Annotated in this window: 28 protein-coding genes; 18 read left to right on the top strand and 10 right to left on the bottom strand. The window is 40.8% G+C overall.

Annotated features, from left to right (window positions below):
• Positions 1 to 35 precede the first annotated feature (35 nt).
• Positions 36 to 674: a hypothetical protein gene (locus IPP77_06990; GenBank protein ID MBL0309410.1), complete on the top strand. Its 639-nt coding sequence runs from the start codon at positions 36 to 38 to the stop codon at positions 672 to 674.
• A gap of 6 nt (positions 675 to 680) precedes the next feature.
• Here IPP77_06990 and kdsB read toward each other — a convergent pair whose 3' ends face one another.
• Complete coding sequence (kdsB, locus tag IPP77_06985; protein MBL0309409.1) at positions 681 to 1475, bottom strand: 3-deoxy-manno-octulosonate cytidylyltransferase; 795 nt, start codon at positions 1473 to 1475, stop codon at positions 681 to 683.
• A gap of 10 nt (positions 1476 to 1485) precedes the next feature.
• On the bottom strand, positions 1486 to 2784 hold the full coding sequence (locus tag IPP77_06980; GenBank protein ID MBL0309408.1) for a nodulation protein NfeD: 1299 nt from the start codon (positions 2782 to 2784) through the stop codon (positions 1486 to 1488).
• 93 nt (positions 2785 to 2877) lie between these two features.
• Here IPP77_06980 and IPP77_06975 point away from each other — a divergent pair, with 93 nt between their 5' ends.
• Together IPP77_06975 and sppA are read left to right on the top strand one after the other, a co-directional pair.
• The gene (locus IPP77_06975; GenBank protein MBL0309407.1) at positions 2878 to 3564 is read left to right on the top strand and encodes a LysM peptidoglycan-binding domain-containing protein; all 687 of its coding nucleotides are present in this window, start codon (positions 2878 to 2880) and stop codon (positions 3562 to 3564) included.
• 118 nt (positions 3565 to 3682) lie between these two features.
• Positions 3683 to 5431, top strand: coding sequence for a signal peptide peptidase SppA (gene sppA / locus IPP77_06970; protein MBL0309406.1), 1749 nt, complete (start codon positions 3683 to 3685; stop codon positions 5429 to 5431).
• 501 nt (positions 5432 to 5932) lie between these two features.
• Here the strand turns inward: sppA and IPP77_06965 are convergent.
• Positions 5933 to 6598, bottom strand: coding sequence for a YggS family pyridoxal phosphate-dependent enzyme (locus tag IPP77_06965; GenBank protein MBL0309405.1), 666 nt, complete (start codon positions 6596 to 6598; stop codon positions 5933 to 5935).
• 34 nt (positions 6599 to 6632) lie between these two features.
• Between IPP77_06965 and IPP77_06960 the strand changes: the two genes are divergently transcribed.
• From IPP77_06960 to IPP77_06925, 8 genes are all read left to right on the top strand, one after another.
• Entirely contained in the window at positions 6633 to 6974 is a 342-nt protein-coding gene (locus IPP77_06960; GenBank protein MBL0309404.1) for a DUF4296 domain-containing protein, read from the top strand.
• 52 nt (positions 6975 to 7026) lie between these two features.
• Positions 7027 to 7725: a CoA transferase subunit A gene (locus tag IPP77_06955; protein MBL0309403.1), complete on the top strand. Its 699-nt coding sequence runs from the start codon at positions 7027 to 7029 to the stop codon at positions 7723 to 7725.
• Positions 7726 to 7749: 24 nt separating this feature from the next.
• Positions 7750 to 8406 (top strand): CoA transferase subunit B, encoded by a 657-nt coding sequence (locus tag IPP77_06950; GenBank protein MBL0309402.1) that lies wholly within the window; start codon positions 7750 to 7752, stop codon positions 8404 to 8406.
• Positions 8407 to 8438: 32 nt separating this feature from the next.
• Positions 8439 to 9986, top strand: a complete 1548-nt coding sequence (locus IPP77_06945) for a hypothetical protein (protein MBL0309401.1) — start codon at positions 8439 to 8441, stop codon at positions 9984 to 9986.
• Positions 9967 to 10794, top strand: a complete 828-nt coding sequence (locus IPP77_06940) for an aminotransferase class IV (GenBank protein MBL0309400.1) — start codon at positions 9967 to 9969, stop codon at positions 10792 to 10794. Before IPP77_06945 ends, IPP77_06940 begins: the two co-directional genes overlap by 20 nt.
• 234 nt (positions 10795 to 11028) lie before the next feature.
• Positions 11029 to 12147, top strand: coding sequence for a PorP/SprF family type IX secretion system membrane protein (locus tag IPP77_06935; GenBank protein ID MBL0309399.1), 1119 nt, complete (start codon positions 11029 to 11031; stop codon positions 12145 to 12147).
• Positions 12148 to 12275: 128 nt separating this feature from the next.
• The gene (locus tag IPP77_06930) at positions 12276 to 12416 is read left to right on the top strand and encodes a hypothetical protein (GenBank protein ID MBL0309398.1); all 141 of its coding nucleotides are present in this window, start codon (positions 12276 to 12278) and stop codon (positions 12414 to 12416) included.
• Positions 12417 to 12742: 326 nt separating this feature from the next.
• Positions 12743 to 13315: a DUF4294 domain-containing protein gene (locus IPP77_06925; GenBank protein ID MBL0309397.1), complete on the top strand. Its 573-nt coding sequence runs from the start codon at positions 12743 to 12745 to the stop codon at positions 13313 to 13315.
• A gap of 26 nt (positions 13316 to 13341) precedes the next feature.
• Here IPP77_06925 and IPP77_06920 read toward each other — a convergent pair whose 3' ends face one another.
• Complete coding sequence (locus IPP77_06920) at positions 13342 to 13653, bottom strand: hypothetical protein (GenBank protein ID MBL0309396.1); 312 nt, start codon at positions 13651 to 13653, stop codon at positions 13342 to 13344.
• A gap of 172 nt (positions 13654 to 13825) precedes the next feature.
• On the opposite strand from IPP77_06920, the gene IPP77_06915 reads away from it, so the two are divergent.
• The 4 genes from IPP77_06915 to IPP77_06900 all read left to right on the top strand — a co-directional run bounded on the left by IPP77_06915 (position 13826) and on the right by IPP77_06900 (position 16248).
• Entirely contained in the window at positions 13826 to 14989 is a 1164-nt protein-coding gene (locus tag IPP77_06915; GenBank protein ID MBL0309395.1) for a cysteine desulfurase, read from the top strand.
• A gap of 39 nt (positions 14990 to 15028) precedes the next feature.
• On the top strand, positions 15029 to 15457 hold the full coding sequence (locus IPP77_06910) for a mechanosensitive ion channel family protein (protein MBL0309394.1): 429 nt from the start codon (positions 15029 to 15031) through the stop codon (positions 15455 to 15457).
• Entirely contained in the window at positions 15439 to 15882 is a 444-nt protein-coding gene (locus IPP77_06905) for a mechanosensitive ion channel family protein (GenBank protein ID MBL0309393.1), read from the top strand. Before IPP77_06910 ends, IPP77_06905 begins: the two co-directional genes overlap by 19 nt.
• Positions 15883 to 16056: 174 nt before the next feature.
• Entirely contained in the window at positions 16057 to 16248 is a 192-nt protein-coding gene (locus IPP77_06900) for a cold shock domain-containing protein (GenBank protein ID MBL0309392.1), read from the top strand.
• A 560-nt stretch (positions 16249 to 16808) separates the two neighbouring features.
• Here IPP77_06900 and IPP77_06895 read toward each other — a convergent pair.
• Complete coding sequence (locus IPP77_06895; protein MBL0309391.1) at positions 16809 to 17273, bottom strand: hypothetical protein; 465 nt, start codon at positions 17271 to 17273, stop codon at positions 16809 to 16811.
• Between the two features lie 316 nt (positions 17274 to 17589).
• On the opposite strand from IPP77_06895, the gene IPP77_06890 reads away from it, so the two are divergent.
• Positions 17590 to 19146 (top strand): PglZ domain-containing protein, encoded by a 1557-nt coding sequence (locus IPP77_06890; GenBank protein ID MBL0309390.1) that lies wholly within the window; start codon positions 17590 to 17592, stop codon positions 19144 to 19146.
• A 188-nt stretch (positions 19147 to 19334) separates the two neighbouring features.
• On the opposite strand, the gene IPP77_06885 is transcribed toward IPP77_06890, so the two are convergent.
• Positions 19335 to 20954: a PAS domain-containing protein gene (locus IPP77_06885; GenBank protein MBL0309389.1), complete on the bottom strand. Its 1620-nt coding sequence runs from the start codon at positions 20952 to 20954 to the stop codon at positions 19335 to 19337.
• 631 nt (positions 20955 to 21585) lie between these two features.
• Here IPP77_06885 and rpmI point away from each other — a divergent pair.
• Together rpmI and rplT are read left to right on the top strand one after the other, a co-directional pair.
• The gene (rpmI, locus tag IPP77_06880; GenBank protein MBL0309388.1) at positions 21586 to 21783 is read left to right on the top strand and encodes a 50S ribosomal protein L35; all 198 of its coding nucleotides are present in this window, start codon (positions 21586 to 21588) and stop codon (positions 21781 to 21783) included.
• 40 nt (positions 21784 to 21823) lie between these two features.
• Positions 21824 to 22168 carry a 50S ribosomal protein L20 gene (gene rplT / locus IPP77_06875; GenBank protein ID MBL0309387.1) on the top strand — a complete coding sequence of 115 codons (345 nt, stop codon included), beginning with the start codon at positions 21824 to 21826 and terminating at the stop codon, positions 22166 to 22168.
• A 63-nt stretch (positions 22169 to 22231) separates the two neighbouring features.
• Here rplT and IPP77_06870 read toward each other — a convergent pair whose 3' ends face one another.
• The 4 genes from IPP77_06870 to IPP77_06855 all read right to left on the bottom strand — a co-directional run bounded on the left by IPP77_06870 (position 22232) and on the right by IPP77_06855 (position 25816).
• The gene (locus IPP77_06870) at positions 22232 to 22987 is read right to left on the bottom strand and encodes a response regulator (protein ID MBL0309386.1); all 756 of its coding nucleotides are present in this window, start codon (positions 22985 to 22987) and stop codon (positions 22232 to 22234) included.
• Positions 22988 to 23002: 15 nt separating this feature from the next.
• A complete protein-coding gene (locus IPP77_06865; protein MBL0309385.1) occupies positions 23003 to 23452 on the bottom strand; it encodes a response regulator in 450 nt (149 codons plus the stop codon).
• Positions 23453 to 23460: 8 nt separating this feature from the next.
• Positions 23461 to 24495: a GHKL domain-containing protein gene (locus IPP77_06860; GenBank protein ID MBL0309384.1), complete on the bottom strand. Its 1035-nt coding sequence runs from the start codon at positions 24493 to 24495 to the stop codon at positions 23461 to 23463.
• A gap of 127 nt (positions 24496 to 24622) precedes the next feature.
• A complete protein-coding gene (locus tag IPP77_06855) occupies positions 24623 to 25816 on the bottom strand; it encodes a hypothetical protein (protein MBL0309383.1) in 1194 nt (397 codons plus the stop codon).
• Between the last annotated feature and the right edge of the window lie 198 nt (positions 25817 to 26014).

Below are 26014 nucleotides of genomic sequence, written 5' to 3'. Positions count from 1 at the left end.
CATATCCGGTATTTGTACACAAAAAACACAGATTTATGAGTACTTCGTTTGGAATTCTTCCTATTAAAATGGACAAACACCTCACCTTCGGAAATGTTGTGGAGGCCGCAGAAAAGACAATGAATGATTTCCTGCAATCTTATGAAATAACTACCAAAGTTACTTTTTCAATTGAGCTTCGTGACAATGATGAGAACTATGAAAACAAAGTAAGTCCAGACGATAAATTCATTTGGAAAGACACGGAACATGCTTGGTTTACAATTGATCAGGTAAAAACAGGGGGCATTGAAGCCTATTGCAACCAATTAAGTGAAACACTAGATTACTGGCCCGAGTATGTAGAAGAAAAATGTGGTGAGTTGATTGATGAAAAACTGGCTGAGACCATCAAAAAATATAACATCAAATATTACGTGAATCGCTCTCCAGGTCAAACTCCCTTAATCCAGATTGGTTATGGACATATTGCCGCAGCAATTGCTAAGATGTCCGAAGGGATTATTTATTCGGTCAATGGATGGGATCCCTCTATGATGCCTACGGATGCCGATAAATTTGCCGGCTTTTATTTCCGTCCGGAAAAGACGGAGCATGAGCCAAGCAGGATTTGGTCAGAAAAGTGTTTGAACAAAATTCGTCCTCCTAAGAAAAGGATGCAACTTCAGTTCTAATCTTTGTTACCTCCTGAAACTCTTCAGGCTTTGTAAATCTTCGGGAGTATCAATACTTAAAGCATCATGGGTGGTGAGTGCGCATTGAATATGGTAGCCGTTCTCTATCCAGCGCAACTGCTCTAAGGACTCTGCCTTTTCCAGATAAGATTCAGACAGTTTCACAATTTCAAGCAGAATATCTCTGCGGTAGCCGTAAATACCGATATGCTTGTAAAATGTACTGGTAGCTTCTCCACTTTCTTCTGCGCCCTGAAAGTTCAATTTGGAATGGAATCCTTGAACGGTAAAATGAGGATGATTCCGGATAAAAGGTATAACACTCCGGCTAAAATATATACCCTCCATTTGCTTATTTAATACCACCTTAACTCTGGATGGATTTTGCAACTCTTCATTTAGAGGTTGGGTTTTAATCAGCGTACCGATTTGAGGCATGCCATCAGTATCGGCATCTGTGAATAAGCCTGCTACTAAATCAATCTGTTCAGGATGAATGAAAGGTTCATCGCCCTGAATATTGATAACAACATCTGCCTCAGATTCCGCAGCGATTTCAGCACAACGTTCGGTGCCGTTCCTGTGATCCGGTGAAGTCATCATCACTTTCCCTCCAAAACGCTCGACCTCCATCTTTATTCTCTCATCGTCTGTCGCTACAATCAGTTCAGATAAGGAAGTCGCCAATTTTGCCTGTTCATACACCCTTCGTATCATAGACTTGCCTTCAATGTCCGTCAGCGGCTTGCCTGGAAAACGGGTAGAGGCAAATCGAGCCGGAATGATACCAATTATCTTCATACTAGAACCTTTATGCATGGTCAACTATCAAATAGCTAGCTTGCACACGAATTACCTTAATGCCTGTACCCTTAGCAATGAAATCACCATCAGAGATAGAATCGTAACGTTCGCCGTCTATCTCAATCTTTCCCGCAGGACGAAGGTCGGTAACAGAAACACCTCTATTCCCCACTAACTTTTGTAGCGCATTATCTTTTATTGAATAACCATCTGCTGTTTTCATCTCAGCAACATCCGCCATCCGTCGAAAGAGACCGGAATTAAAAATCTGATGACCAAATAGAAGCAATAATACAAGCGGCGCCGCCATTGCCAAAGTAACGGTCAGAAATGCAGTGGCCAAAGAAGCACCCGGAACCAATGAAAAATCGAAATCAATATTCCGAACCATGGCCAATGTTAAGGCCGCTACGGTCAATAAGATTCCTGAAATACCCGCCACACCAAAGCCCGGCAATACAAATATTTCAACAATAATCAACGCCACACCGGCAACAAAAACAATGATTTCCCAATTTGCCGCCAGCCCTTCCAAATAGAGGGGAGCGAAATATAGCATAGCCCCCATCGCGGATACTGCAATAGGGATGAAAGTGCCCGGTGCTTTAAATTCAAAATATATTCCCCCAAAAATAATAAGCAGCAATACACCGGAAACCGCCGGATTCACCAGCCACAGTATAATACTTTCGGCCATTGAGCTTTCGTGTTTCTCTATTATATATGGTCCTCCTTTCAGTTTAGAAATAATCTGCTCAGGGTCTGAAACTTCCCCATTACAATATCCATAACGCATAGCTTCTTTCACACTCAACGTGATGATCTTCCCTTTCTCTTTTATTGAATCAATCACCAGATTCTCATCACTCATCCCTTCAGCTATCAATGGATTCCTACCAGTCTCTTCGGCGGTGGCGCGCATCTTTTTACGCATATAGCTTTGATACTTTTCCGGCATCAACTCTCCCGCTTGATTCACTACCGAAGCGGCTCCAATGGTAGAACCCGGACTCATATATATTGAATCGCAGGCTATCGAAATTAAGGCTCCAGCCGATGCCGCATTATTGCGGACAAACACAATGGTTGGGATTTTTGTCTTCAACAACATAGTTCTGATTTCATCCGCAGCATCCACTAGTCCGCCATAGGTATCCATGTCAATCAATAGATAAGCCGCATTTCTCTTTTCAGCCTCTTCAATGGCCGACTTGGTCAATCGGCTGACGGACGGTGTGATTTCCTGATGTATTTCGTAACTATAGATGATTTTATTCTGCCCATAAGTGTTTAATATACTGCACAAGCAGAGGGCAATTATTGTTAAGACAGGAAGGGTTCGATACATGTTTCTAAAGTATGGAAGTAAATTTGCGCCTTAAAAGTAAGTATTTTAATAGTGAAGCAGTTTTTATTCATCCTTTTACTGGCGGTTATTTCGGTCGTGTCTGTTGCGCAGCCATGCGAGCAGCGCCATAAGGTGAAGCGAGGAGAGACTCTATACTCCATCAGCAAAGAATATGGGTTAAAGCCAGAGGATTTGGTCAAAGTCAATCCCTCCATCGAAAAGAAAATGAAGGTTCGGTTGGGACAAAAAATCACCATCCCTTGCCCTCCAAAGGTATTGGCTCCGGTTGTCTTTAAAAGGGACACTATGCCAATCATCGAAAAGGTAACCGTCAATCCATCTGATGCCACAACTCACACCGGAAGTGTCACTCCTAAAGCAGCTACTTCGATAAAACTAAAAACCGCTTCAGGAAATTCTCTGGAGTATCCTTCCATTTACGGCCAATATGCTTCGGGAGGATTTAAGCTAAAGAAAAACCGGGGCGCTGCTAATTTTATTGATGACTACACTTCCGGCAATCCCTATTTGGCCTTTTATAATGATGCAGAAACCGGTTCTATTGTACGGGTGGTGAACCCCATGAACAAGAAAACAACTTATGTAAAGGTAGTTGGCAAACTTCCTATTTCTGACACCAGTCGGGAAATCATCATCAAGCTAAGTAACAAAGCAGCAAACGATCTCGGAGCGGTGGATAATAAATTTCTAGTTGAAGTCTTCGGCTATCAGCAATAATGATTTTTATTACTCGCAGGGTGAATCGTTCTTATTCCGCAAAATTCCTACAGTTCCTGTATTATTGCAGCCTTAAAATTTACTTCAGGTCATTTCGTCAAACAACTAAATATATTTTATGAAACAGTTCTTCAAATTCGTTTTTGCCACCATCACCGGTTTGATTTTGTTCTTCGTTTTGAGTGTGTTTCTGCTCTTGGGACTTGCTGCCGCTGCCGGCAAGGAGAAAACAGCCAAAGTCAAATCCAACTCAATTATTAAACTGGATTTGGGATACTCCATTCCCGAACAAACTAGCGAAGACCCCTTTGCCTCTTTTGATTTCACTACCATGAAATCAAAAAAGGCGTTGGGCTTGACCGATATCCGTGAGTCTATTAAGAAAGCGGAAACCGATGAAAACATCAAAGGCATTTATCTTGAAATGGGCGTTACCGATAATGGCTTGGCTACATTGGAAGCCATTCGCCAATCGCTGTTGGAATTCAGGAAGAGCGGAAAATTTGTTTATGCCTATGGCGATATGGTTTCGCAGAAATCATATTATCTGGCATCTGCCGCCGATAAAGTATATCTCAATCCAAACGGTCTGATTGAGTTGAAAGGATTCGGTAGGGAGATTATGTATTACAAAGGGATGTTTGACAAACTGGGGGTAGAAGTTCAGGACTTTCACTGCGGAGCATTTAAAAGCGCCATTGAACCTTATGTGCGCACCAACATGAGTGAACCCAACCGGCAACAACTTTCCATAATTTATCAAGATGTGTATGACTATTTTCTAAAAAACATTGCTCGCGAAAGAAAGATAGATACCGCTGAATTGAACAACATCATCAACAACATTTTGGCAGAAACTCCTGAAAAGGATATAGAATTTAAGCTGATTGACGATGCACTCTACTACGATCAGGTAGAGGATAAAATTCGCGAGAAACTGGGCACCGACAAAAAGAAGGATGTTGAATTTATCGAAATAGGAAAATATGCTTCTACGCTTGAAAAAGATTTTAAATCCTCCAACAAAATTGCTGTGGTATATGCCGAAGGCACTATTGTAGATGGCGAAGGGCAAACCGGTGAAGTAGGCGGCGATAAATTTGCCAAACTCATTTCAAAACTTCGCAAGGATGAAAAAGTAAAGGCCATTGTTTTGCGCGTCAATTCACCGGGAGGCAGTGCTTTGGCCAGCGATATTATGTGGAGAGAATTGGTTCTGGCTAAAAAAGAAAAGCCTTTGGTGGTGTCTTATGGCGATGTCGCGGCCTCCGGCGGATATTATATTTCCTGCATGGGCGATCGTATTTTTGCACAGCCAAATACTATTACCGGTTCGATTGGGGTTTTTGGATTGATTCCAAATGCAAAGAAGTTTTTCAATGATAAATTGGGAATTACGTTTGATGAAGTAAAGGTGACTAAACACGGGGTACTGGGCGGTATCACTAAACCTGTTGATGCTGAAGAAGGGGCATTTCTGCAAAGAAACGTGGAGAAAACCTATCGCGAATTTAAAGAGCGCGTAGCCGAAGGAAGAAAGAAAGACACTGCCTATATCGAAAGTATTGCTCAGGGCAGAGTTTGGACCGGACAGCAGGGCATCGCCAACGGACTGGTAGATGAAATTGGTGGTTTGGACGAAGCCATTGCTTATGCTGCCAAACAAGCCAACTTGAAAGATTACCGCACCAAAGCCTATCCAGAAGAAAAGACCTTGGCCGAAAAACTGGCCGAAGGATTTTCGGAAATGAAAACCAACGCCATCCGCGAACAGTTGGGCGAGCAATATGCCGTTTATCAAACGATGGAAATGTTGAAGAAAACCCGCGGCATTCAGGCGCGTATGGTTTATGACTTGGGTTTATAAAAAGTCGTAACTGCTTTTGGGGGAGGAATTGTTTTGAAAAAGACAGTTCCTCCCCTTTCTGTTTTATAAAATGGCCCAAACGGGCTTTTTACAGCTATTTTTCAAGAATATCAAGCTATTCCGGCACTTTGCAGGAGCGCCTTAATAGATATATGTACGCGCTATAACTCTGATAGCCTACCTTAATAGATATATGAGAGTGGGGGGGACTTCCCCAAGCACCTTAATAGATATTCACAAACGCCGGCAATTTCCCCAGCCACCTTAATAGATATTTATGAACGTCGGGAAAGTCCCGGAGGCAATAATGATATACAGATTAGCATCGGGGATATTCCCAATTGTTAAAATTGATATGGATTTGAAGCTGGAAACAAATTGGGGATATTGTCAAAAAAGAAGGAGGGTATCTTTTTAGCCAGAAAACAACAAAAGAAGTGCTGCTGGCGAAAGGGTCTCTATATATAGGTCAAATCATTTTTTGACAAAAAAAGCAGTTGTTCAGTTCCTTTCTCCAAAAATCAAACTCCCTACGCGAACCAGCGTAGCACCATGCTTGAGCGCCAAGGGGTAATCAGAGGTCATGCCCATAGAGAGTTCTTTGAAACTGACAGAGGTAGGGAAATATCTTTCGCGCACCTGTTCGAAGATGTTTTTCAGGGAGGCAAATTCCTGCTCTATCTTGTCCGCAACATCCGTATTCGTGGCCATGCCCATAAAACCACAAATGCGGATATGATCCATCTTCTTAAACTCGTCGGAATCGAGCAGTTGATATAGAACTTCTTCACTCAAACCGAATTTTGTTTCTTCATCCGAAATCGAAATCTGCAACAGGCAGTCTATCACCCGTCCGCACCTTTCAGCCTGCCGGTCTATTTCTGCCAAGAGTTTCAGACTATCCACTGAATGGATGAGCGAAACGAAGGAGGCTATATATTTTACCTTATTGGTTTGCAGATGGCCGATGAGGTGCCATCCAATGTCTTTGGGCAGGACTTCGTATTTACTGGCCATTTCTTGCACTTTGTTTTCGCCAAACATTCTTTGTCCTGCTTGATAGAGCGTTTGTATATCTTCAACCGGTTTGGTTTTTGATACAGCAATCAGTCGGGCACCAGATGCCCGGACTTCTTTTGTTAACTGATGGAAATTGTCGAGGTTCATTAGGAGAGTAATTATATTTTTGAAGCAAATCTATATGAACCGTCTGATTCTTTTCGCTTTTATTTGGATGATGGGTTGTCGGTCAGAAATGCCCACCATACCAGCGACGGTAATACCGATGGATCAAATGGTTCAAATTATGTCTGATATTCACATCGTGGATGCCGTAGCAGCCGAGAAAGCTCAGGGCGGAATGAATGAAGAGAACTTGACGAAACAATATATGGTACAGATATTTAAAAACCGAGGCGTGACGGCAGAAAAATTTTTAAGCAGTTTTCGGTTTTATGAAAACCATCCGGCGCTGTTTGACAAAATCTATGGAGAGGCGTTGGAAGAAATGAGTCGTCGCGAAGCAAAATTGAGTAAAGAATAATTATGGTCAGACGACATCGGTCGTCTAACCGCTTATAAAGAAAACAATAAAAATCATGAATAAAATAGTTGCAAACGCCGATGAGGCAGTGAAAGACATACCGGATAACGCGGTGCTGATGCTGGGTGGTTTTGGATTGAGCGGAATACCGGAGAACTGCATTTTGGCACTGGTTCGCAAGGGGGTGAAGGGGCTTACTTTTATTTCAAACAACGCCGGAGTAGATGATTTCGGTATCGGTCTGATGTTGAAGACTCGGCAGGTAAAGAAAATGATTTCGTCTTATGTAGGCGAGAACGCCGAATTTGAACGACAGTTACTTTCCGGCGAGTTGGAAGTAGAACTCGTTCCTCAGGGAACGCTTGCTACCCGTTGCATGATGGCGGGTTATGGCATACCGGCTTTTTTTACTCCGGCTGGTGTAGGCACGGAGGTCGCGGAAGGAAAAGAAACACGAATGTTTGATGGAAAAGAATATTTGATGGAACATGCTTTTAAATCAGACTTCGCGATTGTAAAGGCATGGAAGGGCGACGCTACCGGCAATCTGATTTATCGCGGTACCTCGCGCAACTTCAATCCATTGATGGCGATGGCGGGAAAGATTACTATTGCCGAAGTAGAAGAAATGGTACCGGTAGGCACCCTGAACCCCAACGAAATTCATACACCGGGTATATATGTGCAGCGTATTTTTCAGGGACAGAACTATGAAAAGCGAATTGAACAGCGAACGATTACAAAATCCTGATTATAAAAGATAAACGAATAAGAAATGGCATTAGATAAATATCAGATTGCACAACGCATAGCAAGAGAATTGGAGGATGGCTATTATGTGAACCTCGGCATCGGCATTCCAACGCTGGTGGCAAATTATATTCCCAAGGGACTGAACGTAACGCTTCAATCAGAAAACGGATTACTCGGTATGGGGCCGTTTCCAACCGATGATAAAGTAGATGCAGATTTCATTAATGCCGGAAAGCAAACAATTACGACGCTACCCGGTTCTGCTCTATTTGATTCGGCCATGAGTTTTGGAATGATCCGTTCTCAGCGAATTGATTTGACGGTGTTGGGAGCAATGGAAGTTTCGGAGAACGGTGATATTGCGAATTGGAAGATTCCCGGAAAAATGGTGAAAGGCATGGGTGGCGCAATGGACTTAGTGGCTTCGGCTAAAAATATTATTGTGGCGATGATGCAGACCAATCCGAAGGGAGAGTCGAAATTACTGAAGGAATGTACCTTACCGCTCACCGGCAGACGGTGCATCAAAAAGGTGATTACCGATTTAGGTTATTATGAAATTAAAGACGGGGCATTTCACCTTATGGAAATTGCACCGGGCATCACTACAGATGAAATCAAAGCAAAAACCTCTGGCAAACTGATTATCAGCCCCGCTTTGAAAGAGATGATCGTTTAAAAATATAATCAGTTGACGGAGATACAGATAAGATGATTGCCAATCTTCGACTCAATTCCAATGCAACTTTAAAGATTCTTTTTGCGCTTTTAGTCTGGAGCTTACTCATCCTTCGCTTTGGTTATCGCTTCGGCACCGGAGATCAGGTAGAAGTGCTGCCATACACCCTTTGGCTTCAAGATTCCTCGCTCTATCCTCATGATTTTGTCATTCAAGCCTTAGCTTCTTCTGTTCCGAATGAACGAACGGCCATCGCTTACCTCCTATTGCCCTTTGTCAATCATCTGGAAGTAGCTTGTTTAATTTTTCATTGTCTTTTCACGGTGATACTGATACTTGGCTTAATGAAGCTGGCTGAAATGTTTATTCAAAACAAATACTTTGCTTGGCTATCCATTCCGGCTGCTTTGATTGTTTTCAACGACTTCGCTCTGGGAAATTTGGAGTTATATAACCACTGTCTGCAAGCGAGCTTGATTGCCGTGGCCATTATTGGTTGGGCTATTCTCTATTTTTTTCAAGGTAAGTACCTACACTTCATCAGCCTCATGTCTATTGCTTCTATTATGCACGGTTTAGAAGGATTGGATGTCATGTTAGTATTGGGAATCATACTGCTGATTCTAATTTACCAGAAAAAGATTTCACTATCTAAATTCTTCCTTCTCTGTGGCATATATTTAGGAACAGCGGGTATTTATCTGTTGGCTCTCTTTTTCGCAAAGCAAGGAAATACGGATATTAGTAATACAGAATTGTTTGAAATCCTTTTCAGGTTTCGACATCCGCACCATTTTATATTCTTGTCATTCCCAAAATTTAAAATGGTGGTTTTTTTCTTACTAACACTCTTTTCGATGTGGTATTTCCGAAATCGTTCGCCAATATTATTTCGGTTTATGCTAATCGGCTTCATAGGGATACTCCTATATGCTATTTCAGTTGATGGATTTCAGAATATATTTATTGCCAATTTTCAATTATATCGGATCACCACCTGGATGAAGTTCTTTGGAGTAGTGGCAGTCGTGGCTTGGATAGAAAGGTTTGTTAGTTTCGTTTCTCTTTCTCATCTGTTTGTTTCATTTGGAAAATCATTTCTTCTTATCAGTATAACCGATTGTTGGATAGTGATACTTAGCTTCAATCAAATGCTTCCTTATAAAGTACCGTTTGAATTATTCAGCCTCAAAGAGAACAATGAAATGATTTCTATTTGTCAGGAGATAAAGAATGTCACACCCAAAGACGCCCTATTTATTCAACCGTTTGACAACTCAGAACTGAAATATTATGCGGAGCGTTCCAGCTACGTAGAGTTCAAGGCGAATGTTCATGACAAGAAATACGTTCGTGAGTGGTATAAACGTATTCAATTAGTTTATGGTCTTGATATAGAAGATTCTCAAAAGGGGTTTGGGCTAAAGAAAATTGCAGATGATAATTTTGCTTTGGATAGCGACCGCCTTAAAGCACTAAAATTGGAAGGTGTCACCCACATGCTTGTTGAGAAAGGCTATCACCCCCCTATTGGAGAATTAATTGTATCTAATAATTCCTATGCAGTATATCAATTATAACGGAAACATCCACCCAGAAAGCGAACACCTTCTACCGGTTACGAATCGGGCATTCAGATATGGCGATGGCTTTTTTGAAAGTATGGCCATGTTTAATAAGAAAATCCCCTTGCTTGATTACCATTGGAGTAGAATAGATTTCACTGCTGAGGTGTTTTTTGCTTTATTGCCTTTTCGTTTAACCGTAGAAAAGTTTTCTGGACATCTACTCGATTTATGTTCCGTAAATGAAGTTTCGTCCAATGCTCGTATTCGCTTGCAATTCTATCGCAAAGGCACCGGGATGTATATTTCTGATCAGGATGAATTGGGGTATGTCATCTCGATGGATCCTATGGATAATTCACAATTTCAAGTCGGATCCGGGCTGAAAGCCGGCATCCGAGAAGACTGTTATAAGGCGGTTTCGATGATTAGTGATTTGAAAAATTCCAGCGCCCTGATGTATTTATTGGCCGCGCAATTGACGAAAAAAGAAGGTTGGGAGGAGTGTATTTTAACCAATCAATATGGTCAGGTATGCGAAGCCCTCCATTCAAATATATTTCTGGTAAAAGGAGAAAAAATGTTTACTCCTGATTTGGACGCTGGTTGTGTGAACGGGGTATTGAGAACTTACCTGATTTCTATTCTGGAGGATACGGTAGAAGAACGGGCGATAGATGTAGAGGAACTGTTTACCGCAGATGAAATCCTATTAACAAATGCTGTCCGAGGGGTGCAATGGGTGAAAGAGTTTAACGGTAAAGTTTATAAGAATAAGAAGGCACTAGAACTGACGACATTATTGAATAAGAATCTTCTATAGGATTAAAAAGGGCTTTTTCATGTTTCTGAGTATAGCATTCATGAAACTGCATAAGAGCGTATCATGCCAAAATCAGACGTAGGTAACGGAAAGAATATAATAAGCATAACTTTTTTTACCGAGAACCGTATAACCACTGAGGAACCCGTAATCAGCTAATTGGAACCATTAACCTTTCATTTTGCTGAAGGCAAAATGTTTTCTTAATTTCCTTTTTGAAATAGTTACTTTGAGATGAACCGATACTTGCGAATTCTTTTTTTAACCATGCCGCTTTCGTTGCTGACATTGTTTGTGGTAGCGCAAGACCCTACCTTTTCGCAGTTTGACCCCAATCAAATTTATTACAATCCGGCCTACTCAGGATATAAGAAACAAACACGCTTTGCCGTTACTTATCGAAATCTTTGGCCAAATGTCCCCGGCAAACGATTTCCTGGACCGCTTTCTACTTACTCCATTACAGGTGATTCATACTTTTCAATACGCAATAAATTTAATGCCGGTGCCGGGGCTTTTGTAATGCAGGATGTTGAAGGGCAAGGATTCCTGACAACCACATCTGTCGGTGTTATCTATGCACAACACTTGCCTAATATTCGCGCTCGTAAGGATGAAATGGACCGATTTAATATCTATTTAGGATTTAAGGCTTATTACAACCATATCCGAGTAGATTGGAGTCATTTTGTTTTCTCCGACCAACTCAGCCCGGATTATGGCATCACCGGACCATCATCCTTCACCCAAGATGGTATCTCATCAAGAAATTATTTTGATTTGGATGCGGGATTATTGATTCGAAATAATTTTCAAGCCAAAGGAATATGGTACAACGAATTAGGTTTCGCAATGTCTCATATTTTAGCTCCTTCTATTTCTATTACCGGTGCAAATAATGACGGAGCGCGACTACCGAGAAAATATATCGCAACCTACCGCAGTAGTATTGCAATAAAGGAGAAACAATTCTTTATCGGGCCTTCTGTATTGTTTGAAAACCAAGGGAAGTTTTACGCGATGAATGTCGGTATTGATTTCTCCTTGAAACTCAAAAAGAATCAAGAGATAATGCCAATTGGTGTGGGAATTTATAACAGGTTTTCGGTCATTACGGTGAATACCGAAACGAATAAACAAAAAGTAAATACAAGCGCTATTATCGTAAGCCTTACACACCGGGGCACTTTTGCCCAGGGGGAAAATCCGGTTGGCTATTTCGCCGGGTTCTCTGTTGATTTGCCTTATATGGGATTAGGAATGCAAACCGCAGGGGCCTATGAACTCACTCTTGGGATTTCAATACCCAATCGGAAGGCAGATATTATGAAGTGCGCTTTTGAAACCTACTGATCTTAAATAATGCCAGTGAGCGGCAGTTTTTTAACTTTCAACCAGTTGACTCTAAAAAAAATAACAGCGAATATTTGGTTTGTATAATTATTTTACTTTATTTTGAAAAGTCATCAAAAAAAAACTCTATGGCAAAAGCAAAATTTACAACGCACAAGCAAGCAGTCTATTTAAACAAGGAAACCGGACGCTTTGCTTCAGCAAGGTATGCTAAGCAGTATCCCAAAAAAGTAACGAAGAAATTCGTTACGATAAAGCACAAGGTTTAATTGTCTCCAGCAGACAGTTTCCTGTCTTTATCGCTCTATCCTATTCAGTTCTAACCGAAGCACGGTTTAGTCGTGCCTATTGGGTTCGAATAGGGTTTGTTGCCTCATTAAAGCTAATCGCTTATTTTTTGAGCCCGCCATATTTAAAATACATGGCGGGCTTTTAGTTGTTTAGTGTTGCGTTGTCCCAAATTATGTAAAGATTATTATTCGGAACGTATGATTGAAAACAATTTGGTAATTTTGGATAAGGCATTAAAGGTTCGTTTGCTTTGAGCAGGGTTATGAGCGTCTATAGGTATAATATTACTTCCTTCCTTTTGTTAGTGTCTCTATTTTATTTCCAAGATAGTAATGCTCAAACCAGTTTAACTTTCGCCAATAAGGATTCATCCGGCTCGTACATATACGACTCTGGCTATTTCACCTCAGATTCTACCCCTGTTGTCAATCTGCAAGAAGTCAATATTGTATCCTTCAAAACCGCCGAAGAATGGTCGCAGTACTACAAGTATAAAAGCCGCATATTGAAAGTGCTTCCTTATATTAAAATCGCAAAACAGCTTTATTCGGAAATGAAAGAAGAAAAGCAGGATATGAAGCATCGCCAGTATCGGCATTACAAAAGAGATCTAGAAAAGGAAATGCGAGGTAAATTTGAAAATGAACTTAAAGACCTGACTATTGGCCAGGGCGAAATGCTTTTCAAACTTCTTAATCGCGAAACCGGAAACAATTCATTTGTCATTATTAAAGAATTGAAAGGGCCGTTGAACGCTTGGTTCTATCAAATAGTGGCCAAGCACTGGGGCTATAACCTGAAAGATAAATATGACCCTCAAAAAGAAAAGATGATAGAACTGATCATCAGAGAGCTTGGGGTAGCTTACAATGTCTGATTACTCCTGACAATATTCAAATTTATTTATTTCAGCACACAGGGCGCTCTTCCGCCATGATCAAAATAGTCCGGATAAGCTTTTTTGCCTGAATTATCAATGCAAAAATTGAAGGTATAAGTTGGGGAGCGGCTTGCACATGTAGCACCAATAGAAACTTCATAATCAATCGCTGCCAAATAATCTTCGCGAGTTGGGTTCGTATAATCGTCGGTGCAATGAATGTTGGTGATGGTGTTTACAAGGGTAGTATCGTATGTCCGAATCACATTATTCGTAGTATCTGACAGGGTGACTAATGTGGAATCAAGCCGCGAACATTCTGTACATTCATTCATACACGTAAAACATTTTCTACAGGAAGAAAAGGTAATCAATACAAGCAACGTGGAGAACAGTATTAGAGAAGTTTTCATCAGATGGATAATTATCTTGTAAATATAGAAAGGTGTTTCATGCAAACAAGAGGCGAAAATCCTCAAATCGCTTAGATTTGTGCAAAATTCCAGAATGAAAGTTTACTTAGATAATGCGGCCACTACGCCTATGGACAAAGATGTATTAGAAGAGATGTTGCCCTACATGACCGATTTTTTTGGCAATCCATCTTCTATCCATGCATACGGTCGAAAAACCAAAGCAGCCATAGAAAAATCGAGAAAAATTATCGCGAAGTATTTAAATGCATCTACCGCCGAGGTATTCTTTACGGGCAGCGGGACAGAAAGCTGTAATATGATTATTAAATGTGCCGTACGCGATTTGGGGGTTCAGCGAGTTATTTCATCCAAAATCGAACATCATTGTGTACTTCATTCGGTTGAGGCCGTAGGGAGAGAGGGGGTGGAAATAGTTTACGTAAAACTTGATGGGCAAGGAAGAGTTGATTATAAAAATCTGGACGTCCTACTTGCAGCCTCCGGAGACAAAAAGACACTGGTCAGCCTAATGCATGCAAACAATGAAATAGGAACGCTGCTTGACCTTCTAAAAGTATCAGAACTCTGTCAACAGCACAACGCTTTCTTTCATTCCGACACGGTGCAGACCATAGGTTATAACCCCTTCGATTTACAACAACTCAAGATTCATTTTCTAACCGGTTCCGCACATAAATTTCACGGCCCCAAGGGGGGTTTTGTTTACATCAATAATGGAGTAAACATGCATCCCTTCATGGATGGTGGTTCACAAGAACGCAATATGCGTGCCGGCACAGAAAATGTATATGGAATTGTTGGCCTAGGCAAAGCATTGGAAATATGTATAAACCAAATGGAAAATTATCGTTCTCACATACAAGGTTTGAAAGAATATATGAAAACGAACCTGATGAATGCCATTCCAAACATCGGTTTTAATGGCGATACCAGCGAGGAAGGGAGCAATTATAAGGTACTAAATGTTTCGCTTCCGGTTTCCGGAAAATCAGAACTGATGCTTTTCAACCTAGATATGTCGGGAATAGCCGCCAGCGGAGGCAGTGCCTGTTCCTCCGGTTCAGAAAAGTCTTCTCATGTGTTAGAAGCTATTGGGGCCGATCCGCAACGAAAATCTATCCGTTTTTCATTCAGCAAATACAATACGAAAGAAGAAATTGATTACACCGTTCAGATGTTGAAAAAACTGATGCAAACCGAAAAGGCACAGACCACCCATTCAACGGCTCCATGATTTATTGTTCGCTAATCAATTCCTACTGATATTTTCTCCATGCTTTTGTCTTTCAAAATTGATTTCAGCAAAATAGAATCCTTCATCGGCCCTATATTGGTAATTGCTATTGCCTTCCTTCTTGGGCGGGTGCTGGACATTTTAATTCGTCGCTATATCCGACGCAGTGCCAAGATCATGAAGGTGGATCCCACCAACTATTCATTTTTACAGAATGCGGTTAGCATGATTGTATTGGTTGGTGCCGTCTTCTTTATATTCTGGAATATACCTGCCCTACACACCGTTGGAAAAACACTATTCGCCAGTGCGGGTATCTTGGCTGCCATCCTTGGCTTTGCCGCACAGGAGGCCGTGAGCAACATCATCAGTGGAATCTTTTTGGTTATTTATAAACCATTCAGCGTAGGAGATAATATCAAATTGCTTTCAAACGATCAAGTGGGGTGGTGGAGGACATTACCCTGAGACATACTATCCTGAAGAGTATTGAAAACCGCAGAATTGTTATTCCCAACTCCGTTATCAGCCGAGAACAAATTCTCAATTCAAGTATCAAAGATGAACGAATACAATTTCATCTGGAAGTAGTCATTACCTATCAAAGCGACCATAATCTTGCAATGGCCATTATGCGGGAAGAAGCAATGAAGCATCCCTTATTTATAGACGGCAGGAATATCCGCTTGAAAATGGAGAAGGCCGAAATATTACCCGTAAAGGTGGTAGGCTTGGAATCTTATGGCATTCGTTTGAGAGCTTGGGTTTGGGCCAAAAACAATAACGACGCCTTCGATGCTAAGTGCGACTTGATGAAAACATTGAAAGAACGTTTTCGCGAAACCCGCATCGAGTTTGCTACAGATATAGCTGCCTTGCGGCGAACTCCATAGGGGCTAAATATGTTGAACCCTTGCGGAAACCCTGCTACCTGTCCTTTATAATGGAGCGACGTTCAGAAAAAAATATCCCTTTCTTATATATATAGTTACCTTTGCGGCGCAATTGCACGTTTGTTGTTGGTGTCGTTGCATATTCATTATAACAGCGCTAAAACAATTTTTTTTATGAATCAAGGAACAGTAAAGTTTTTTAACAACGACAAAGGATTCGGTTTCATTAAAGATGACAATTCATCTACCGAGTATTTTGTACACAGCTCAGGTTTGATTAATCAAGTCTCTGAAGGCGACAAAGTCACTTTCGAGTTGCAACAAGGAAAAAAAGGATTAAATGCCGTGAACGTGAAGTTCGCATAATCACCCTTTCATTCAAAATTTAAAGAACCCTTTCGCCTGGCGGAGGGGTTCTTTTTTTTTGAGAAAAGTTGAAATAGCTACGAACCTATTAAGTCACGAGCTACGAGCCTTGAGCCGCGAGAAAAAAGCCCCGTCGATACTATCGGAACGGGGCTTTTGAGTTTAATAAACTACAAAAGTCTTAAAGACTTTTGTAGTTTGGAACTCCTACTCCTTCACAAACTTCTTGTTATTGACAAAGTACATGCCGCTGGGCAGGTGTAGCGTGTTGGTATCGTTCACTTTTCAATTATTTTGGAGAACTCAAACACCAACACGGGCGAAGAGCATACAAACGAAAAGCCCCGCCCCACTTTTTGGCAGGACAGGGCTTTTGATTTTATGTAGCCACAGGCTACATTCTTGATAGGTCGTAGGCAAATAGCCTACGCCCAGTTAGGGTCGAAACCCAAGGCCGCGCCATGAACGCCCAAGCCATCGGCAAACTGGCGTAGTTGGTTGGAAAATTCCCATTTTTCTTGTTTAACATAATCATCTTTCATAGGTTTGGTTTTTTTGGTTTAAATAATTGAAATTAAGGAGAGACTGGAGGAAGAAAATTGCCCAATGACCCCTGTTTGGGTATGGTTTTTAATTAAAAGCGGGCCAAACGACAAAAAAGGGCGACGGTTTTTCCATTTATCCGCACGGTTGGATGTATTAACCGTACAGTTTATTGAATTATCCGTACGGTTAAATGAGTTATCCGCACGGCTGGATGTATTATCCGTACGGTTTATTGAATTATCCGCATGGATAAATGAGTAAAGCTTGCGGTTAGATGATTTATCCGCACCAGTAAATGATTTATCCGTACGGTTTTTTGAATAAACCGCAGACTTACACATTGTGATTTCGTACAGGTAGTTAAGCGTTAAACTACTTAAACCAGCACCAGCCGTTACCGGTGTTTCGGAGGGAGAGAAAGAATGTTTGTTTGTCGAAAAAAGCATCTGTGCAAATGAATTTTCTATGGAACTATACATCGAATATAGCGGCAGTTTTCAATCGAACAAATGATTTCAAAGAAATTTTGAGGCTTTTGTATTTGGTACAATAATTATTGGGCGATGGTATGGCTGATGACTGAACGGTTTTCAAAATTAAGTAAACAGATCTAATGCTGTTATCTAACACCAAATTCAGCTTTATCATTCATTAACAAGCCCTTCATGCAATATTTACTGCCATTTAGCTTTATCATTGTCAGCGGGTTCGCTTTGGCAGTTGACGGTTGGTTTAAAACCTTTTCTGATAAGAACATGACTCACTATAAATCATAAACTAAAAAAAGAAAAAAGAATGGCAGCGATAACAATACTATGGGCAGATGATGAAATTGATTTGTTGAAACCCAGCATCATGTTTCTGGAAGGAAAGGGTTACAGCGTGGTGCCGGTAACCAATGGGCAGGATGCCATAGACCGGGTGAGCAAACGCGGCATTGATGTGGTGTTTCTGGACGAGAGTATGCCGGGGCTAACCGGGCTGGAGACCCTTCAACGAATCAAGGCCATTGATAATCATGTGCCGGTGGTGATGATTACCAAGAACGAGGAAGATAATCTGATGGAAGAAGCGATTGGTTCGCAGATAGCCGACTATCTTATCAAGCCGGTGAAGCCGCAACAAATTCTTTCCTCCCTCAAAAAAATCATTGACAATTCCAGATTGATTTCTGAAAAAACCACCTCCTCCTATCAACAGGAGTTTCAGAAATTATTTATGGCCATGCAGGAAAAAATGGATGTGCATCAATGGGCAGAATTATACCGCAAATTGATTTACTGGGAAATAGAGTTGAATAAATCTGACTCGAGTATGGTGGAAGTGTTCAACGCACAAAAGCAGGAAGCGAACCATGAGTTCACGAAGTTTGTCACTACTAACTATAAAACATGGGTGAATGGAACGCCGGGCGCCACCGTACCAGTAATGTCGCACACGTTGCTGTCGCAAAAGCTTCTGCCCATGTTGAAGGAAGATAAACCCACTTTTATTATTCTGATTGACAACCTGCGTTTTGACCAATGGAAGTCTATTCAACCACTGGTGATGGAATATTTTAAGGTGGAAGAAGAAGATTCGTTTTATTCAATCCTGCCGACTGCAACACAATACAGCCGCAACTCTATTTTTTCGGGCATGTTGCCTTTGCAGATTCAGGAAAAATATCCCGATCTATGGAAATATGATGATGAGGAAGGAAGTAAGAACCAAAATGAGGGCAAGTTTTTGGAAGATTATTTGAAAAGAACTTTTCATGAACCGATAAAGAGCCAGTATGTAAAAATCACCAATCACCGCGACGGAGAATTACTGGAAAGTAACATCACCAATTATCTGAACAACAAGCTAACTGCCATCGTCTATAATTTTGTGGATATGCTTAGCCATGCGCGCACGGAAATGGAGGTATTAAAAGAGTTGGCCAGCGATGAAGCGGCCTATCGTTCGCTTTCGGTTTCGTGGTTTGATCATTCGCCCTTGCTAAACGCGATGAAGAAACTGGCAGAAAAAGACGTGAATATTTTGTTGACTACCGATCATGGAACGGTGCGCGTACAAGATCCTTCAAAGTGTATCGGCGACCGGGAAACGACGGCAAACATTCGATACAAGACCGGCAAGAACCTGAATTATGACGAACGAGATGTTTTCGTGGTGAAGAAACCCGCAGAGATGGGCTTGCCCCAATCTAATCTCAGTTCATCCTATATTTTTGCCAAGGAGAATAAGTATCTCATATACCCTAACAACTACAATCACTTTGCAAATTATTATAAAAACACTTTTCAGCACGGCGGAATTTCTTTAGAAGAAATTATTATTCCGGTCATAAAGCTGCGGTCTAAGTAAAGCAGAACGGATGAATGGTTATCCGGTAGCCGCTATCGGGAAATCCTTAAAGGGGTCAATGTAGTATGATTCGGAGACACCAACACTCACTGCGGATTTAGCAAGGCTGAAGAAGAAAGTGGAGCCTTGTCGGCTTCGCTTTCCCCAGATTCTTCCGCCATAGCTTTCTACAATCTTTTTACAGATGGCTAACCTACCCCGGTTCCTTCATAGGTATCCGAGTTGTGCAAGCGGCGGAAAATTTCAAAGACCTGCTTTTTATAAGCCTCGGGAATTCCAATGCCATTGTCTTTCACACTGACAATATATTCCTGATCGGTTGTTTCACAAGCAATAGTTACTTCTGGCGCTTCGGATTCATTGTATTTGATGGCGTTCTCAATCAGGTTAGCAAATAACATTCCCGCATGAGACGGTGCCAGTTTTAGGGTAGGCAACTGCTTGAGCTGTACCACCGCATTTTTTTGTCGCACGACCGCTCCTATTTGATTGATTGTATCATTGGCTAACTTCATCAAGTCGGTTACTTCTACCGGCTTCTCCGTACTATCGGCCACGGAGTATTGATAAATATCGCTGATCAACTGGTTCAGTTGCTTCACTGACTTGATAGTACTGGCAATCATAGATAAGGAATCCTCATCCAGTTTACCCTTATTTTTTCTCTCCAGTAATTGCAAATAGGACGCTACTACTCTCAACGGAGTTTTTAAATCATGCGAAGTAGCATTGACAAAATGCTGTAGGTCCGAATTTTTTCTTTCTAACTCAACCGCATAGTCAGCAATTTTTCTCTCTGCCTCCTTTATGTTGGATATGTCCAGTGAGTATCCAATCAAACAGAGCAATTCTTTGTTATCGTCGCTATAGATTGGAGCAGTGCCCTTAAGTGAATGTCTTACTTTCCCAGAACGATCCAGAACTGTTTCCTCTAATTGTATCTCACATTCTTTTTCCAGCGCTTCATGAAGAACGCGAGTTCTTTCTTCTGCTGCTCTTATATCCAGATTATATTCTTTAAAATAATCCATGTCTGTTTTACCCATCATCCATTTTCTCAATGACATATCCTTTACGGCTGAACTATTGAGGTAAGTATATTTTAGTTCTTTATCAAAGGAGGCAATGGCAATAGGAATTTGTTCCAACATACATTCATACAGCCTTTTTTGACCGATAAGTTCCCGCTCTTTGTGTTTTACTTCCTCTTCGTAATCAGCATTTTTATTATAAATAAGATATAGGAGCGTCACTAATGACAACAATTTGATGGGCGAAGTAACCTTGTAAATAGCTATCTGTTCTTCATAGGAAAGTGCATACGATTCAAAGCCAGGAATAAACAAATGATACAAACCAAATGGAGCTACGCTTAGAAACATGCCCCAAAAGATCAACTTCTTATTGTTGGTTTCAAACAAATACAGAGGCATCATTGCTGATAGCAGCAAGAAGTCAATCAACTGAGTCTGGCTGCCAAGAAAAACACCCATTAGCACCATGCTATAATTAATTACCAAGATGGCAGTCATTTTCCCTGCATTCAATTTACCCATACGGATAATTAAATGCACCCCAATAAGTCCAAGAATTAAAATAAAAGTGAGCCAGGCTGAACGTTCCAGTCCATTAGCGATATGAGAGGTAACACTAATGAGTTGTACAAACATCAAAATCAACCATGCCCGATTGATATGGATGATATTCTTTCGCTCCCAATCTGTCTTGGCAGCAAAGATTCCAGCGTAAGATATATTATCCCAAAACCTCTTGATTAGTGCCATAATCCTTATGTATACGTTATACATAGGTGTTAGTTACAGCAAAAACTCTGAAGAAAAATCCAGATACATTCAGATTAATGCACATCAGATATTGCCAATGGCGAAAAATAGAATCAAAATATTCTATTTTTCGCCCCGGTTTCAACGAAAACAACAACTAGATATATGAAATTGACGAAAATTTTACTTTGGGCTTCCTTGTTTTTTATACTTTCTTCTTGTACAAAAAAAATATACTGATCCAGAAGATTACGTAGGAAGCTGGACTAATAACCTTTCAGAAATAACACTGAATAGCGATAGCACCTATATCCTAAAGAACCTTGGAATCTCAGAAACCTCTGGCACATTTCATACAGGGACAAATTCTCTTATTTTTTCGGACCAATCAGGTGCGTGTTCTGATTCTGCAATTGGAAGCTATGACTGGCGGTATTCCGTAGAGAGCATCACCGGAACATTTTATCCTACACTTTCTCTAACATTGCTGGAAGATACCTGCGGGTCACGTGCTGCACTGGTGCCTGGCAAATACCAGAAACAATAACCATTAGGAATTGGGTGATTATCCCATAGTCAAACTTTCTAAAACTTCTTTTGGTTATCTTGAAAGTATCAATATATTTGCCGTCCCAAAAAATAAGATAAAAAGGTTATGCCTAAACAAAAAACAAACTCCGGAGCCAAGAAAAGGTTCAAGGTAACTGGATCAGGGAAGATTAAGCGTTCGAAGGCATTTAAGCGCCATCTGCTGGGTAGCAAGAGTAAGAAAAGAAAAGAAGAACTTGCTAAATCTGCCATCGTTCATAAAAGCGATATGCCTAGAGTGAAGTTGATGCTTGGTTTATCCTAATTTTTACTCCAAAATTTGCAAATAACAAAATAGAAAGAAGATGCCACGTTCAACCAATGCCGTCGCTTCGCGGAAAAGAAGAAAGAAGATACTCGATAAGGCTAAAGGATATTTCCTCAGCCGTAGTAAGGTTTATACCGTTGCCAAAAACGCGGTAGAAAAAGCGGGTGTTTACTCTTATGTAGGTCGCAAACTCAAGAAGAGGGACTATCGCGGAATTTGGATTACCCGTATCAATGCTGCCGTTCGAGAAGAGGGTTTGACTTACTCTCGTTTCATTAACAAACTGGCTTCAGCCAACATTGAATTGAATCGTAAAGTCCTTGCGGATTTGGCTCTGAATAATCCAGAAGCCTTCAAAGCAATTGTTGCCCAGGTAAAATAAGCCTAGCTTTTTAGTCCTTTCATAAAACAAAGTCGGTCGTCCCTAAGGGCGACCGACTTTGTTTTATTTACTCTCCTGCAAAATGCAGCAAATTTTTTCATTTCTGTATTCATAAAGCACCCGATAGATTTTCCCATTTTTTGAATGTCGGAAAATCTCTTCTCCAGAGGTTTTTGATACCATTACTTCAGCAAGTTTGGCCATTATCCTATTTAGGTCATCTGGGTGAATATTCTCACCGAAATCTTCCATTTTCCCATTTTGCTTTTTGGGATTATAATCCATCATTTCAATAGTAAAACGCGACCGATAAATAGTTTGAGTACGCGGATCTATTTCACTATAACCAACTTTTAGCAGGCGCTGAATAGAATCCAGCCGCCAATTTTCAGCATCTAGTTCTTTAGATACATGATCAATTTCCTTGTTCAACTTAAACCGCTCAAACGCGAAGAGAATGGATGACACCAGCACCTTCCCATCAAACTTACCCTTCACTAAAAAATCCTGTGCCCCGAATCGAACGGTTTGAAGACCCACATACTCATCCGTAAGGCCAGTGAGCACAATAATCAGATTGCCCGGATATTTGGAAAGCATGGTTTTAATTGTATCCATTCCAAAACTGTCCGGTAGATTCATATCACTTAGAATCAAATCAAATTTCTCCTTAGATAAAAAATCTAGCGCCCCTTGAAGGTTTGTGGCATGAGAAACTTTAAAGCTCGGAGTAGTGGATTCCTCTAAATAAAATTTTATTAAGAAGGCATCGCCTTCGTTGTCTTCAAGAAGCAATACTTTAAGTTCTTCTGTAGTCATAGTTAAGGGTATTATTTAAGCTGCGGGAAGTTTAGCGGCACGAAACCAGAATGCCTCTATCAGTTGAATGACCTTTGAAAATTCATCGAAATCTATAGGCTTGATAATGTAACAATTTGCATATAACTGGTAAGCACGGGTAATATCATGTTTTGCATCAGATGTTGTCAGTACAATTACGGGTATTTCTTTCAGTGACTCATCAGCCTTTATTTCTTTCAATACCTCCAGCCCGTTCTTTTTGGGCAGATTCAAATCAAGCAGTATGATAAGGGGTGTTGTAGCATCACTATAACCCTTTCTCTTTAAAAGAAAATCAAGTGCCGCTTCTCCATCCATCACCACATCCAGAGTGATTTCTAAACTACTTTCTTTCAAAGCCTCCTTAGTCAGTCTAATATCTGCCGGATTATCTTCCACCAACAAGATGTGGTATTTGTTCTTTCTGCTTTGTAAAAATTCCATTGGGTAGATTATTTATTCAAAGTAAAATTAAAAACACTCCCTTTCCCAACCTCAGATTCCACCCAGATTTCACCGCCATGTCTTTCCAATATTCTTTTCCCCACCGCTAGGCCAATTCCGGTTCCTTCATAGTCTCCCTTCTGGTGAAGCCTTTGGAAAATAACAAAAATTCGACTGTAAAACTTTTCTTCTATCCCGATACCATTATCACCCAATGAAATTAGGTAATCAGTCTCTCTTTCTTTTACAGATATGTTGATTTCAGGCTTCCGATCGCTAGGTACAAATTTCAGTGCATTGTCCAAAAGCTCCTGAAAAAGTCGGGTTAGTTGTGCTGTATCTCCTTTTACTTTGGGAAGCTGCTGCGAAGTAATCACAGCGCCCTTCTCCTCTATCTTTTTCATCAAATGTATCTGAGCAGATTGCAGCACCTGATTCAAATCTGTTTCAACAAAAGGTTGCCCCTTTGTGGTGATCCGTGAAAACTCCAATAAATCCTGTATCAATGATTGCATGGTGGCGACTCCCTCCAAAACAAACTTCATAAACTCGCCAACCGCTTGGGTATCTCCCTTTTTAATACTTTTCTCCATCAGTTGTATAAAACTTCCTGTAGAGCGAAGCGGTGCTTGTAAATCATGAGAAACAACATAAAGAATTTGCTCCAGTTCCTCTTTTGCGCGGGTAGTTTCCTTAGTTTTTTTATCCAACTCTTGCTTCAGATCGCTTTCTTCGATAACTTCTGACAGAACAAATACATAACCCAGCATTTCGTTTTTCAATTGAATTTTGGTGCGTGAAACAACCAGATTATACAATTGCGGATTCCGCATACTCACCCGAACATTTTCTTCCTTTTCAATCATTGAAGCAAGAACTTCGTGTACTATGCTCGCTGCGTTTGCTCCACTCATCTGCACAAAGGCCGGATTAGAATAAATCAGTTGCTGTTGAGAATCTGTAATAAATATAGCCTCAGAATAATTTTGAAAAAATTCAGGGTAAGGCAGTTCGTCTAAATGGTTCAAAGTTGGTGTACTCACAGGGGATGAAAATAGAAAATAGATGGCAAAACAAAAGACAAGAAATAAAGCCGCTCCTGCTTATAAAAAAAGAAAAGTCCGGGCTAGGAAGCCCAGACTTATAAAAGTAACGAACAAGCTATGAAGGTTACTTCATCGGAGAGACCTTTTCAATCATGATTCCGTTGGCAGAAACCGCCAGAGACGGGTTGCTTTGGCCAGGCAGTTGATTGAACATATCTTTATAAGTATTACCAAGAATAGTATAGCCACCGGTGTTAAGGTCATACATCAAATCATTCATCATATTCACATTGTTCCCGGAGCCTACATTTTTGTAGTATGCCTGATTCTCTTGCACCTTTCCGTTTATAGTCAATTTCACACGGTTGAAGTTAATGATTTGATTATCCGTGTTGCCTGATAAATGGATGCCATACGCTTCTCCATTACCACCCACCGCTATAGAGTTGTTGCTAATTTGAGCAGGGTGAGTAGCCTGGGCTTGGCAGTTGTGCATAGCTAATCCATAAGTTCCGTTGGCAGCGTTAATGATATTGTTACTCAGTATCACATTGTTATTCACGTTGTCGAGATTAATTGCTTTAAAGCCAACATAGCTGGAAAGTGTACTGAAAACATTGTTAGTGATGACAGGAGCATCTTCATTGGTCAAAGCCAAACCACTTTCAAATTGATTAAAAAACAGGGTGCCAGTAATACGCGTTTTGCTATCCTGCATCTCTTCATTCACCCCTCCTTTATAGATACCGCAACTTCCGTTATTGATTTCGCAATCTTCAAAGGCGATATCTGTCTTTGGTGAGTTGGCAGCAAAATATACGGTGGCGTTATTGGCACCCGGACGAGCTACCTCCACTCCTTCAAAAATCACGTTCTTAAAGCGAAGGTTCGAGGCGTTCCCATCAACGCGAACACAATTTCCATACACCGCAGCTTTGTGGTCTATGGTCAGGTTCTCAAATGAAAGAAAAGAACTGCCGTTCAAATTCACAGTAGCATCTCCGGTTGAATAATCAATTACTACATCGGTATTATTTCCTGAGCGCGATTCAAAGGTGATTGGGTTTGATGCAGAGGCTCCGGGTATAGAAGAAATCAAAACCCGCTCTTTATAGATACCCTTCTCAATACTGAAAGATACCGGTCCTGAAACCCCACCGCACTTCAATGCTTCCGCAGCCTCTTTGATCGAACTGTAATCAGCCGATTCGCTGCCGCCAATAGTAAACTTCCCATAAAGTGATGGACAGTCGCCAGCCGAAGAAAGAAGTCCGCTTGTCAAGAAGATGCTTAGTGTAAGAATGTTTAACTTTTTCATAATGCTCTTATTTTTTTCGTTTTGTATGCAGTCAATATATGTTTGGTTCAAGGCTTTGTCAAGAAGATTTGATTAAAAAAGTCGCTGTTTCATGCCTAAAGTCTTTGTTTCCAACAAACGGCATATTGTATTTGACCTTAAACCATAAAAAAAGCACCGGAGAGGTTCCGATGCTTCATTATGAACTGAAAAAAGATT

The organism is Bacteroidota bacterium, assembly GCA_016722375.1.
Taxonomy (GTDB): Bacteria; Bacteroidota; Bacteroidia; order Chitinophagales; family LD1; genus Bog-950.
The sequence above is the reverse complement of the archived record's forward strand: the minus strand, read 5'-3'. Positions and strand labels throughout refer to the sequence as shown.